This window comes from Paenibacillus qinlingensis (assembly GCF_013204845.1).
In the GTDB taxonomy this organism is placed as follows: domain Bacteria; phylum Bacillota; class Bacilli; order Paenibacillales; family NBRC-103111; genus Paenibacillus_E; species Paenibacillus_E qinlingensis.
Genome location: NZ_JABMKY010000040.1, coordinates 29,190 through 43,365, shown reverse-complemented (window position 1 = coordinate 43,365; position 14,176 = coordinate 29,190). Strand labels below are relative to the sequence as shown.

At 45.3% G+C, this 14,176-nt stretch carries 10 protein-coding genes and 1 rRNA gene; 1 reads left to right on the top strand and 10 read right to left on the bottom strand.

The genetic code is table 11. The features are described 5' to 3' along the window. From HQN88_RS36335 to HQN88_RS36325, 3 genes are all read right to left on the bottom strand, one after another. Positions 1-120 (bottom strand): 16S ribosomal RNA (locus HQN88_RS36335); the annotation flags it as partial. A 225-nt stretch (positions 121-345) separates the two neighbouring features. After that, positions 346-507 carry a hypothetical protein gene (locus HQN88_RS36330; protein ID WP_173121361.1) on the bottom strand — a complete coding sequence of 54 codons (162 nt, stop codon included), beginning with the start codon at positions 505-507 and terminating at the stop codon, positions 346-348. 26 nt (positions 508-533) lie between these two features. Beyond that, the gene (locus tag HQN88_RS36325; protein ID WP_173121359.1) at positions 534-1,475 is read right to left on the bottom strand and encodes a DMT family transporter; all 942 of its coding nucleotides are present in this window, start codon (positions 1,473-1,475) and stop codon (positions 534-536) included. A gap of 158 nt (positions 1,476-1,633) precedes the next feature. Between HQN88_RS36325 and HQN88_RS36320 the strand changes: the two genes are divergently transcribed. Then, a complete protein-coding gene (locus tag HQN88_RS36320; protein WP_173121357.1) occupies positions 1,634-3,007 on the top strand; it encodes an aminotransferase-like domain-containing protein in 1,374 nt (457 codons plus the stop codon). Positions 3,008-3,066: 59 nt separating this feature from the next. Here the strand turns inward: HQN88_RS36320 and HQN88_RS36315 are convergent, their stop codons facing one another. The 7 genes from HQN88_RS36315 to HQN88_RS36285 all read right to left on the bottom strand — a co-directional run bounded on the left by HQN88_RS36315 (position 3,067) and on the right by HQN88_RS36285 (position 13,985). Next, on the bottom strand, positions 3,067-5,118 hold the full coding sequence (locus HQN88_RS36315) for a CBM96 family carbohydrate-binding protein (RefSeq protein ID WP_173121355.1): 2,052 nt from the start codon (positions 5,116-5,118) through the stop codon (positions 3,067-3,069). Positions 5,119-5,181: 63 nt separating this feature from the next. Further along, positions 5,182-5,853: a hypothetical protein gene (locus HQN88_RS36310; RefSeq protein WP_173121353.1), complete on the bottom strand. Its 672-nt coding sequence runs from the start codon at positions 5,851-5,853 to the stop codon at positions 5,182-5,184. Between the two features lie 39 nt (positions 5,854-5,892). Next, positions 5,893-7,776, bottom strand: a complete 1,884-nt coding sequence (locus HQN88_RS36305) for a heparinase II/III domain-containing protein (RefSeq protein ID WP_173121351.1) — start codon at positions 7,774-7,776, stop codon at positions 5,893-5,895. 104 nt (positions 7,777-7,880) lie between these two features. Then, positions 7,881-9,521 carry a type 2 periplasmic-binding domain-containing protein gene (locus HQN88_RS36300; protein WP_173121350.1) on the bottom strand — a complete coding sequence of 547 codons (1,641 nt, stop codon included), beginning with the start codon at positions 9,519-9,521 and terminating at the stop codon, positions 7,881-7,883. 58 nt (positions 9,522-9,579) lie between these two features. Further along, positions 9,580-10,470, bottom strand: a complete 891-nt coding sequence (locus tag HQN88_RS36295; protein WP_173121349.1) for a carbohydrate ABC transporter permease — start codon at positions 10,468-10,470, stop codon at positions 9,580-9,582. A gap of 11 nt (positions 10,471-10,481) precedes the next feature. Further along, positions 10,482-11,450, bottom strand: a complete 969-nt coding sequence (locus tag HQN88_RS36290; protein WP_171630487.1) for an ABC transporter permease — start codon at positions 11,448-11,450, stop codon at positions 10,482-10,484. Positions 11,451-11,699: 249 nt separating this feature from the next. Continuing rightward, the gene (locus HQN88_RS36285) at positions 11,700-13,985 is read right to left on the bottom strand and encodes a helix-turn-helix domain-containing protein (protein ID WP_173121347.1); all 2,286 of its coding nucleotides are present in this window, start codon (positions 13,983-13,985) and stop codon (positions 11,700-11,702) included. Positions 13,986-14,176: the final 191 nt, after the last annotated feature.

Below are 14,176 nucleotides of genomic sequence, written 5' to 3'. Positions count from 1 at the left end.
TACCTACGTGTTACTCACCCGTCCGCCGCTAGCTTATCCCGAAGGATAAACCCGCTCGACTTGCATGTATTAGGCACGCCGCCAGCGTTCGTCCTGAGCCAGGATCAAACTCTCCATAAAGTTTTCCCCATAAAGTGAAGTGAAAGCTCCGAAGAGAATTCCAATTACTTTCCGGGGGCCCCTAAGGGTTTGATGATTTGTGCTCATTTGAAGCTAGCGAGATTTTGCAATCTCTTTTTGAACGATTACTCGTTCGTGCTTACTCACTCGTTGTTCAGTTTTCAAAGATCAATTTCTTTCGTTCGCTGCCGTGTTACCGAAGCAGCGAAAAGTAATATACCATGTTCATTTTTTATTTGCAAGCTTTTTTTGAAATTCTTTTTTCATTCTTTTTCGTTGCCAGCCTGTCTGTCTTGCGGCCGAAGTGATAATATAGCATGGATGGTAAACACATGGCAATGTTTTATTTTTCCAATTGCAAAATGATTTAATCGCTTCAGCCGCCACCAGTTATCTCTCCGAATGTTTGGCAATCAAACAGATCTGTTCAACTTGGGAACTTCCTTGGTAAGTCCATTATAATTTTGGGTACCGAGTACGCCAGCAATGATTAATACTGAGCCAATAACATGATATCGTGTTACTTCCTCTCCTAGGAATAACGCGCCTGCAGCAATTGTAACCAGTGTGGAAAGATTCGTGAAGACACTCATTTGGGAAGCTTCGATTTTGGACAGCACATACGTTGACGCCAGAGCCGTTACTAGAGAAGACACCAGGCCTAAGAATAGTATTGACACAAGAAAGAGTGGATGAGACAAAGGCATTATCAAGTTCTCGAAAGATCCCACTTTCCAATGTGTAATTAATGAGGAGATTAGAAACACTACAAATCCGGTGCTCAGCATCAAGTAACTGATTTCAGATGGACTAAATTGTTTGGATAAGGAGCGTGCCATTACGCTGTATCCCGCAAATGAAACACTAGTGAGAATTAGCAAGGAGATGCCTGTTATATTAGAGATGTCTAACTCAGCTCCCTTCATTAGAAAGATAAATACAACACCGAACACCGAGCAACATATCGCAAGCTTCTGAGCCCGATTGGTCGATTCTTTCAAAAAGAGCGATGCACACAACATGGTAAGGATAGGTGTAAATGCGTAGAGGATCCCCGCCTCAGCGGCGGTTGCGTGCTGTAAGCCATACGCTTGTAAGGTGAAAAAGCCCAATGGATACATAGATGAGAGTAAAAGTGCTTTGCCAATGGGCTTGCCGCGATAGCGCAATTTTACGATTCCCAAAACAACTGGCAGCGATAATCCAAGAAACGATACGGCAAATCGATACATCAGCGTATCGAGGGGTTGCGCGTAGTCCAGCGCTATTTTGGCAAATAAAAATGAAATACCGATAATGACTGCATTGAGTACAGCTAGTAAATAGGCAAGTTTTCTTTCTTTGTGAGATGTCATCTCTTCAACTCCTTACTCATAATAGAATACGTCTAGCCAATCGGCTGACTGAAACGTTCTCTGATATCAGCATAAGTCCTTGAGCTATGCACAACAATGCTTTTACGCGGCAACTGTACCGGTACAATTCTAAGATGAAGAACGGAGGTTCAACGCTCATGTATAAATATTTGCTTATTGTGAATGACATTGAACAGCAACTCGAACAGGGGCAATTCAAAGCTGGACAGAAGCTTCCTTCTATTAGAGATCTCTCCATTCAGTATGCGTGCAACAAGAGCACTGTGATTCGTGCTTTTACCCTTCTGGAAAGTCGCCATCTTATCTATTCGATCCCTCAAAGCGGTTATTACGCGGTGCAACAACGAGGAGCAAGTCAGCAGCTACCTGAGAATATGGTATTTGACTTCTCCTCTGCTGCACCAGATCCCGAGCTGTTTCCTTACTTGGACTTTAAACATTGTGTTGATAAAGCTTTTGATATGTACAAAAATGAATTGTTTATTTACGGGACACCGCAAGGATTGCCCTCATTACTACGGCTTCTATGTAAGCATTTGGCTAACTACCAGGTATTCACGAAACCCGATCACATTCATATCACTTCCGGTGTGCAGCAGGCCCTCTCTATCTTGGCATTGATGCCTTTTCCGAACAAAAAGCGCGGAATTCTGATGGAGCAGCCTAGCTATCATTTGTTTATCCAATTAGTCGAAAGCTACCAGCTGCCCGTACACGGTATTCGTCGTTCACCACAGGGTGATATCGACTTAAATCACTTGGAGCATCTCTTCCGTACGGAGGACATAAAGTTCTTCTATACGATGCCGCGTTTTCACAACCCGCTTGGCTGCTCCTACCCTGAGGGCACAAAAAAAGCAATTGCCAAGCTAGCCAAACGATACGACGTGTATATAGTTGAAGATGATTATTTGGCAGACCTAGAAATGGATTCGAAATCAGATCCAATTTACGCCTATGATTCTTCTCACGTCATTTATTTAAAAAGCTACGCTAAAATCCTGTTCCCCGGGTTAAGAGTCGGCGTTGCCGTTCTCCCCCCAGCTCTGAATGACGTATTCCGCACATATAAAAAGGTAGCCGACATTGATAGCCCCATGCTTTCCCAAGCAGCCTTGGAAATTTATATTCAGAGCGGTATGTTCGAACGCCGTAAATATGCCATCAGGGATGCGTATTCGAGACAGTTACAGCAGTTGCATAGATCACTGCATGCCTATAAGGAGGATAGCTATCTAGTAGCTCCCCCAAGCCAATCTGGTGTATACACGCATATCATGTTCCCTCCTCATTTGCCGATTCCGCTTTTGGTGGAAAGATTGCAAAAGAAGCAGGTATTAATTCAAAACCTTACGCCTAATTACTTGCCAAGTTTTGAACCGCTGCCTTTAATGAATCTTAGCATCACACGGGTACCTGAGGATCGCATTGATACGGGCGTACGCATTATTGCGAATGAGATCAAGCATTTGCTGAAACAGGGAAGACAAGTCCTAAAAAGTAAAAACTGAGCACCGAGACCGCGTCACTTCCTGTCGACATCGGTTTCAAGCACTCAGCCCTTATGTGATTATGGTGTTATCGTTAACTTAGGTCGATCGGTGCTGGTGATGCTCTCACTTGATGCGAAAGAGACGTTTCCATTTGAATTTACTGCTGACGTGCTGTATACGCGAATGGAGAGCTTTTTGCCAGTAGACATCGCCGCTTGTACCTGAGAAGTTACATTAATGGTAATCGGCGTACCAGCAACGATCGTATACGTGCCAAGCACGGTGCTGGAGGAAGGCTTCGTATCCCAGGTGATGGCGCCTTCTGTCCAGGTGTTGTCGCTAACGAGTGCGACCTCATTTTGAATGCCGCTCATTGCTGCTGTGATTGGCTTCAATGTGATCGTTGCATTAGCGACGGTACCGCTATAACTGTTAAAATCGAATTTAAAATAACCATCCCGTTTGTAGCTGGTTAAGTCGTTCTTCGTATCAACCGTAACAGCCGTTGTTCCAGCTTGATTCGTAGTGGCGTAAGTGCCATCTCTCACATTCGCATCATCTACAGCTATCCAAGTATTAGGGGTAGTCAGGACGACACCAGCACCATTGTACGCACCGCGATTCGGTGCAGTCGACGATGAGACAGTGTTACCCCAGTAGTCTTTGCCGCCATTGCTGCTGATTAGGACCCCAGAGGACAAAGCAGGGGAACCTGTTCCCAGCTTATAGCCATTCACCGTGTTTAAACCAATGCCACCACTGCCTGCCCCTGCAAGGAGCGGATCTGTCGTTAATTTATGAGCATCGCTTGGCTCACTGGCAGGATGGTTACCATAGAAAACATTGTAATCATACACATCATTCGCTTTGACGGCGTACCCGCCGCTGCCCGCGTTGTAGACAATGTTGTTTTTAAAAGAGAGCGGATTACTTCCTCCAATCCCTGTTGTGATATTTGTGCTCAAACCAGAACCAATATAGAACGTATTATTATAAATTTGGCTATTCAATGGGGTATAGCTGCTATCGAATTGGAAAATACGCGCTCGATCATTCTGACTAATATTATAACGGACAATCATATTATCATTTCTTTTCGATCCACTCCCCATGATCAAAAGGAAGCCGCCCTCATTGTCATGACTATAATTGTACTGAACGGTACAGCCCGTCAAGTTAAAGTCGCAGTCAAAGCCTTGGCCGTCATTGGTTGTTTTGGTATTGTAGGCTTCGTTATATTGCATGACAGGATTCGTGCTGTTGATGGCCCAGATCGCCACATTATAATGGGTATCCCGCGCATGGGCTGTATTCACCACGTTATATTGAATCAAACCATCAATAGAAGCTCTCATAACAATGCCATCTCCGCCGATATCGTTCAGCGTGTTGTTGCTGATGACAAGATTCGTGTACGGCTCAAAGTTGCCTGCCCCGTCATTGTTCCCCCATGAACTGCCGTTGCTAATTCCCGTGCGATCTGTGCGCTCAATCGTATTGCCATCAATAAGAACATCGTTCCATTTTGTTCTTACAGCGGTTCCCGACACGGTCACAAAGATACCGCCGGTTACTTTTAGCGCATCAGTATTCGTTCCAGTGACGTCGTGAACATACATGTTTCGGATGTAAAAATGGTTATAGGTTCCCACATCATGCGCCTCAACCTTAACCCCGTAACGATCACCTGCCGAAGCGGAAGTGTTCGTTACTTCCAAATTATTGAGTTCCCAATACTGCTGATTGTAAAAATACACCGTGCCCCCGGTTAATCCATTCCCATTAATAATCGGTTTATTGCCTGTGCCGTATTTATCGATGATGATGGGGGATCCCGAAGCTCCGGACCCTAGCGGATGCAATTGTCCCGTCCAGACAGAGCCTGATTTAAAAAGGATTTTATCCCCTGGCAAAAAGGTCGTGCTGTTGACTTTGGTTAACGTTTGCCATGGTGCACCAGTGCTCAAACCATTGTTACTATCACTACCTCCGGCCGAATCGACATAGTAGGTTGTATTGTTCGCATAAGTTGTAGTCGAAAATGCAGGCATGGATACTACGACCGTTACTAGGAGTGTAAAAATTAGGCCGACAGTTAGGCACAATCGAAATGCTTTGGATATTTTCATTATTCATTCTCCTTTAACTCGAAATATAAGCGCTTTCATTTGAGGTCTAATCAAGAACACGACTTATTGCAGCCTTATTTCTTGATAGATGTGCTCCACAATCCTCACTTGTGCAGCGGCTGCCAATTGCTTCACTTTCTCTGTGTAACTGGCGTCTAGCGCGCGTTGCTTTTGATCATCCGTTAAGCCGCTAGCGTCCGTGTCACCTCCCTTCGGTGCCGTCTGTTCTTTAAAAACCGCTTTCACTTTCAAAACTAAATTGGAAAAAACATAGGTGTAATAGCCTCGTTCGTCATACTGCTTAGGACCGTATATGACTTGATTATTCTTGATTGCCTTTTCCCTACGCTGATTTTCCGTTAACCAATTCTCGAGAAAGACCGCATAGCTAAGGTCATTCACAAGGCCGTATTCTTGGGCTAAAAACTGTTGAACTTTGACTTCTTTCAATCGGTCTAGTGCCAGTTGTTTTGCTTTCTCGATCGGCACCTCGCCCTGAAAGCTTGTAGTCCAAAAGGAGGATGAGTTATCCGCATTATAGGTCTGCTTAAAGTAGCCAGCAGTCTGAGCCTTCACATCATGTAAAAAAAGTTGAAACTCTCGCTCATCTATCGCGGAATCATTGATATAAGCCACAGTTGCGGGTAAGGAACCCGCTAATGAATGATTTTGCCGCTCGGAGCAGCCTGTCGTCACAAAAATAGCTAGAAATAAGATGATCACGCTTAGCTTCATAATTCCCCTCCTTCATGAACACTTGGCGATGAGTTGATCCTACTGCTCCGACATCCGAAACACCCAACTGCCTTGTTGTACGGCATGACGAAGTTTAAATTGAATGCGATGCAGGCTGTCTCCCCACACCCGTACCAAACTTTCGTCTGTTATCGTGATGTGTTCAAACACGGCCTCCCATTGCTCATGCTCATAAAAAAGAATGAGCTGATTGTTCGCATGATCTTGCAAACGTATCTGACCCTGCTCATGATGCCGGGGGAGTTGACTTGACATGATATGGAGAAGCACTTGATCGGTAGGCTCAACAAACAAACACGATTCCCGCAGCTCAACAGATGGGTTCAGTCCTCTATGCAGTGTTAGACTGCGATGCCAACTCTGCACGCCCGCTTCATCCGGATAAGCACTGGCTAGCTCTACCTCGAAACGGACAGCGGCTTCGATGTGCGCATAGGTAACGTCCTCCGCACGGAAGGAACGGCCTTCCTTTTGCTCATAACCATGGATGACCGGCACACTGTGATAGCCAGACTGCATCGTCCAAATCTCATATCGCTGTGGACTGAAAGTCTTCTGGGTATACGTCTCCACCCCGATATCAATCAAGAACGGCTTCCCGTTCACATAAACCACAAAATGACCAATGTCATTATGGTTATGGCTTTCACCGTTGTGACCGCCTTTGATGGCCACAAATAGGCCTTGCGACGAGCCTTCCATTTCCCTTGCTGCCATCACTTGCAGATTCGGAAGCCATACATCTTGGACTAATGGTGGCTCCAGCGCTGCCTCTGCATGAATACTTGCGAAGCTATGCAAGCTGATCATTTCTTGGAAAAAGGAAATTCCCTTCCCTTTTCGATCAGATACCTGATAGCTGCGGAAGCCAATCTGCCCCAATGCACGAAGCTGATCATCCTGAATACGCGAGCCATACAAGTGGATCATGCTGTAATCCTGTGAAGCGATCGCAGAGCCATCCGCGAAATTAACATAGTAATGGTCGTCAATATGCATGTTGGAGACGAATTGTCCTAGCTTTCTAATCAAGGGTTGATCGTAAACCTGCAGCGCCCCATCTGATGCTCGATACAGCAGCTCAAGGTTGACCAAAAGCATCCCCGCCGCTCTAGCCCAGTACGTTGAACCTTCGTCGCAGCCGCCATCCTCGAACTGCACCTCTATGTACCGATCCAAGCTGCGCAGTACTTTATCGAAAAGTTTTAATTTCCATTCCGGCTCCAACTCTTGGAGCAGCAAGACGGTCAACATATTCGCATTGCACCAAGGGTTCCAGTTGTTAACTTCTCGTTCGCCAAAGCCCATCCACCAAAAATCATTTCGATCGGTGTAGGGCGTAATAATGCGGCGTTCTAGTTCAACACGGATGCGCTCTCTAATGAAGGGAGAGATCTCATCAAGCGGAGATTTCAGTAAATGCGACGTCCAGGCAAGTAACGCAGCGGTTTCACCGGCCGATAGGTCGAATAAAGGTTCTTCTACATCTGAGAGTATCTCCCCCGGTCGAAGGGATAAGTAATGATGAGCCGGCGCGCACCACGTCGTCTCCTCACAAAGGAGCCAGATGAGGTTCGTGATCTCCCGAAGGAAGCGGCCTTTGCCATCGATGCATTCTGCGATTAAAAGTGTGCAAAGAGCACTTCGTCTTTCTATCTCAACGGAATCGTAAGGCTTACGACTTCCCTCTTCGAAATAGGCCATAAATGCGGTAGCACGTAAAGATGGCCATTCATAGTTCAGGTAAGACTCTGCTTGTGTCACCCAAGCTTGCTGTAAGGCCTCGGGCACGTTGGCCCAAGCCTCCCGATCCTCTAAGGCAGGAAAAATGCGGCCCATCATGCTTTTGCCTATAATATGAGCTTCTACATCGGTTATCGTGATGAAATCTGTCAACTTCATGCCGCTAGCGTCCTCCTTGTCTAGAAAAGAAAAGACTGCCTCATTTGCAGTTTGGCTACGAATGTGACAGTCTTCAAATTCAGAGAAATGAATTCATATGCAAGCTATTTAATGACTTCGGTGTACTGCTTCTCAATCTCGTTTGCACCGGCCGACCTTGCCTTTTTGACATAATCATCAAAGGAATCAACGGGTTGCTCGCCTAGAATAATCTTGATGTAATTTTCTGTTGTTAGCTTCTGCAAATCCGCTGTGTATTTGCCGGAAGCCTCTACACTTGGCAGGTAGGATGGCGGTGTACCTGTTCCTTTAACTTTATCCGCAACGGCAAATTTGGCTTTGAACAACTGCTTCACCACATCCGGATTGTTCGTAACCATCCCAAAGGTACCCACAGCGCGTTGTGCAGTTTCACTTGGATTTTTGAGTTTAGAAGCGACAGAGCCGTCTGCGTTAATGACATAATCCTTGTCTTTGACACCGTAGTTAGCCAACATGTAATAGTCCTTATCAGTGACCAGCGTATCCAGCATTTTTAAAATTGTGTCCAACTTTCTAGGATCCTTCACAGCATTCTTCGTGATCACAAGTGATTCATTGTTATAGCCCCAAATGTTCGCACCATACGCTTTGCCATCAGGCCCTTTGATGGCTTTGCCGAATGACCATGTTTCCTCATATTTGGCATCCGGCTTCACTTTCATGAATTCTTGATAAACCGGGCCGCCTTTATCCCCTTCTGTAAGCGGCGGTGTCCAGTGATAATACATCACGTTGCCCGTCACACCGACACGGTTGTTAATGAAGGCATGGGAAGTCGCCCAATAACCGCCTTTATTCTCACCCGTAACGAACTCAGGATCGATCACGCCGTCTTTGTACCATTTGGCCAGCAGCTTCAGGCCTTCTTTCATCTCTGGTTGGATCGCATCCATCGTCACTTTGTTATCCTTGACGGTATACCAGAGTGCGGAGTAAGGCGTTGTCCCTTTAATGACGTCTGTCGGAATCGGTCCAAATGCGCCCAGCACAGTTTGCATGGCTGTACTGGACAAGCCATAGGTGTCTTTTTTGCCATTTTTATCAGGGTCATTATTCGTAAATTTGTAAATGGCATCTTCAAACTCAGACAATGTTTCAGGTACTTTGGTGATGCCGACGTTTTTGAGCCAATCCATGCGCCATACGAGGCTGGTCGGGTAGGTGCCATCTAAATTAAAAGCAGACAACCCATAGTTTTTGCCTTTATACGTGCTAGAACGAAAGGCAGATCCTGCGGTGTCATTGTCCATGATTAATTTGTAGTAGTTAGGTGCTTTCTGCTTAATCGTATCCACCGGAATTTCCGCTACTACCCCGCTGTCCACGAGCTTGGATAATTCAAAGCCTTTCAGCCTCAAAATGTCCGGAATTTCTCCCGATGCCATGCGGACGTTGAACACTTCACTGTATTTCTGTGAATCCGCAGTCCAGACATTGAGCTTCGCGTTAAATCGTTTGGACACTTCCTGCAAAACTTCGGAGTTCGGATCTGGGGCTACATCGTTGATGTTATAGCCTGCCCATTCGATCGTTACCGGTGCCTCATTCTTTGCTGCTGCGGTTGCCGTTGCTGTTGTCCCCGTTGCTGCTGGTGCTGCTGTACTTGTCGTGCTTTCTGTACCGCTGCTACATGCAGCCAAACTCCCTACTAACAATGCTGCGCTCACCAAGCTGCCTACATGACGAAATACGTTTCTTTTCATTTTTTAGACCCTCCTAGACATGTATGTTAGTGAACCATCCCCTGTGAGGGGGCTGGGGTTAACCTTTCAATGAGCCGATCATGACGCCTTTGACGAAGTATTTTTGCATGAACGGATAGACAACTAGCAAGGGAATCAAGGATACCATCAGGGCAGCCATCTTCATCGTGTCGGTGTTGGCATAAATCGTATTCACAGTCTCGACCGCTTGCGGTTCGGAACCTTCGAACATAATTTTGCGAAGAACAAGCTGCAAGACGGCTTTCTTCGAATCCTTGAGATAAATCATCGCGTTGAACCATTCATTCCAATGGTAAACCAATGTCCACAGTCCTACTGTTGCCAGTATCGGTATTGATATCGGTAGGATGATGCGCATCAAAATGACAAACTCATTCGCGCCATCAATGCGAGCTGATTCTTGAATTTCTTCGGGTAGGGACATGAAATAATTGCGAATGATCAGCATCGTAAACGTATTGATGGCGACAGGCAGCACAAGCGCCCATACACTGTTATAGAGACCGACGCCTTTGACAATCAGGTAGGTCGGGATTAAACCGCCACTGAAAAACATCGTGAATACCATGAAAATCGTCCAGAATTTGCGGTGCACCAAATTTTTCTTTGATAAGGGATATGCCGCTAAGATCATCAGTGTCATCGAGACGATAATGCCTAGAATGACTCGGACAATGGTGTTCTGATACCCGGTCCAGATCTGCTGATAAGCTAGAATTTTGCGATAACCGTCCCAATTGAATTTGAGTGGAATCAAATGTATGCCGTAGCTGCTCACGACTTCTGGCGGGCTCATGGATACCGTGACAACTTGCATGAATGGGATGATGGTCAGCAAGGTTAACAGGATGAGCGTCACATAGACGATCGTGTCTACGAAGACATCTTCCAGGGTTCGTTTCTTCTTACGTTTTGTTGCTATGTCCATGTGCGGATCACCTACCATAAGGAATAGTCATTGGTTTTCTTAGCTACATAATTCGTGAGGAGAATTAAGAAGAAGGCAATGATATTTTTGAACAAACCGACCGTCGTTGCGAAGCTATAATCGCCTTTCACAAGTCCAATCTGATACGTATATGTCGATATGACATCACCAACCGAAAGAACCGAAGCGTTCAGTAAGTTATAAATTTGATCAAAATCATCATTGATAATGCCGCCTACCGCGAAAATAAACATGATGGTTACGACTGGCATGATGGATGGCAGCGTGATGTTCCATATTTTCCGAAGTCGCCCCGCTCCGTCCATATCTGCTGCGTCATACAACTCTGGATCCACACTTGTAATCGCCGCTAGGTAGATAATCGTTGACCAACCGACTTCCTTCCATATAGAGGAGAGTACCAGGATCGATCGAAAGTACGTCTCACTCGTCACGAAAAGGATCGGTTTATAGCCAAATTCCATGATGATGGCATTGATCAAACCTCGCGTTGGTGATAGAAATTCAATCACAATCCCGCCGAGAATTACCCAGGAAATGAAATGCGGTAAGTAGGTGATCGTCTGAACCATTTTTTTAAAAAAGACGAGGCGAACCTCATTCAGAATGAGACAGAGGATGATCGGCGCCGGGAAGCCAAAAATCAATTTATACGTGGAGATGATCAGGGTGTTCTTCAGAACGGGTAAAAAGTAAAGTCCTGTGAACAGCTCCTTAAAATGATCAAACCCTACCCATTCGCTGCCGGCAACGCCCTTTAGTGGATAGTAATTCTGAAAGGCAATCACAATCCCATATAAGGGGGCATAGTGGAAAATGAGATAATACGCTATGACGGGCATTAACATGAAGAAATAATATTTCTGTTTCCAATACAGCTTGCTGGCACGCTCTTTCGTTTGGTGCGGTTGCACATGCTCCTTGACTTCTCGTGCTGCGATGATTGCGCTACTTTCCATTCCTTGCCTCCTGTTCCGAAAACTTGTGTGCGATTTGATGCCCTTATCGTACGGCTTATCTGGTGAGATCGACAACGCCCAATAACTTTACGGAAGTGCTGTTTTTTTTACGTTTTGTTGAGAATCGTGGGAAAATGCTCCATTTAGGCGGTTGCATGACAGTTATTTTTACCTGTGTTGTTTTTTTGCTCTGGGGGTGAGTGAGAAAAAGCTGCCATGCATATGTGCATCGCAGCTCTCGTAGGGAGATTAGCTTTCGAGGCTGTCTCGATAGCTTTTGGGGGTACAGCCGAAGTTCTCTTTGAACACATTCGCAAAATAGCGGGGGTTCGAATACCCAAGCTTCGCTGCAATCTCTTTAATCGATAAATCCGTTTCTCGAAGGAGACTTTCGGCGTGTTTCATTTTGATGCCAGCCAAATGCTCAGAAAAATTCGATCCCATGACCGATTTGTAGATCCGACTCACATAGCTCGAGTTCATATGAATACCTTCACTCAGGGAAGACAGGGATATTTCGTTGTAGATGTTTTGTTCAATATAAGCAAGAATCTGACGTTCCAGCGCGGTACCTGGGTCATCGTCAGTCACATCGGTGGTGTGGTATTCCATGATTTGCACCGCGACCCCTGTGAGCCAATCGGTTAAATCGGCAACATTATCCATTTTCCGGCCATAATCCCTTATGTCATAACCAAGGAATCGCTCTAGATCGATATCCATGGAAATCGCGGTTGTACGAATGATCGAGATCGCATCAAACACAGTGTTCCGGCAATAATCAATGTGGTACCTGCCTGACACGAGCGCTTTGCGTAATATATCTAAAATCGAGGATACCATCTCCTGATTCCGATTACGCAAGGCAACAGAAAGCTGTTCGATAATCTGTAATCCACTTCCATGCTCTTTACGTTGCGCGATAGCAAGATCTTCATATGAAATACAGGATTCCGTTGGCATAATGAAGGCGTAGTTTAAGCACTCGCAAGCTTCGGTGTAAGATTGTGCGATGTTGGCGTAAGAGTGGTCATATTCGCTTCCGAAGCCAAGCACGAATTTCCCTTTCATCTGCTGGCTGATGCTGCTATGAATCTTCCCTTTATCCAATGTGTGCGAATAATTGAAGATCACAATGATATGTCCTGCGTTGTCCATGGTCGAACATAGCCTATAGTTACCGAGTTCTTCCACATGTTGCAGCATACTGTACTGAATCATCATCTCATTCTTCAGGCCAATACCTTCTGCGCCAAAAACCTTGAGAGCCATACAAGCCGTTTTCTCCCGATCAAAATCAAGTTTCAGCGTAGCCTCCATATTAGCTACTTGCGGATCCGTCTGATCAAGATCACCTTGTAGCAAGCGCATGATGAACTTATCGCGAATGATTGGCTTATTCGTCTCCATTTGATGATTCAAATCAGTGATGGTATGGGATACCCGATCGATCACCTGATGGAGCATCGTATACTCGTTCTTCGCTTGCTTCTCATGACCATCGGAGCTTCCCAGATTGCGAATGGTTTGAATAATGCTGCGCAGCGGTTTATTGGCCCAATGGGTCATATAAATGGAAAAGAGCAAGCTTACTGTGAGCAGAATGATTGTAGTGATCAGCAAATAGCGCTTGAGCTGCTGCGATTTTTGATACAGCGTATCGATTGAGATGACAGAAACGTATTTCCAGTTGTTATATTTGGACTTAGAGAAGGAAACCACACTTTGAACTCCGTCAACCGATGCTTCGAAGGTTCCTGTGTCTGATTGCTGCAGCAACGTAGCCATGTAATCTTTTTGATTCCAATTCTGACCGACGAGTTGGTTATCACTGTGGACGAGTACTTTTCCTGTCTCATCTACAACAAATAAAACTTCGCCATCTGTCGGAGAAGATTGAATGAGATTATGAATCGCACTTTCTTTAATATTGATGGCAACAACAGCCTGCCGATTAGCCAGACTGTCGATCAGCGGAATATTCGAAATGTACGTGATCACTGACGTATTCATCGGCATGGTTATGCGAGGCGGCAGCCACCGATTTGGCGTATTCATGGTCCGTAAGACGTTAATCCATGCTTCATCTACACTTTTGAAAGAGCCTGCAGAATCCAGATTGGAATTATATTTATCATTGATATAAACATTCCCTGCCGTATACCAAACCTCAACGGATTGCAGAAAGTTTAGCTTGTACGGAATATCGGTTAGGAAGTTGCTGACCTCGGCGATTTTGAAGCCGTTGCCGCTAATATCATGCGTGAGCGGATAAGCCAGTACTTCATTGCTTGGAATATCTGAGAAATAAATATTCACCAGCCGAATAACGCGATCGAGAATCGTTTCATCTACGGCATATTTGAGCTTGTTGACATCTTGTGTACTCTGCCTATTAATTTCCTGATTGTAGGCAGTAGAAAAATAGTGGATATAAATGAGCTGCGGGGCTAATGAAAGGATGATTACGAGCAAGATGTTAAACAAAAGAATTCGTGAGTAGATCGTGCTCATTCTGGCTCGGATGTTGAACATGTAAGGTGGAACACCTCCTTGCAAGGTGGGATGATGTAGGGTGAATAAATAAGAGCGTGAAGATATAGAGCCTATTGATATAAAGCGTTTTCACAAATCACTTCTACTACTATAGCACAAATTTGTGAGCGGTGTGATTACTGAAATAGCACCTTTTAGGGCGCTATTTGTCCATGGAAGTGTCAATGCTT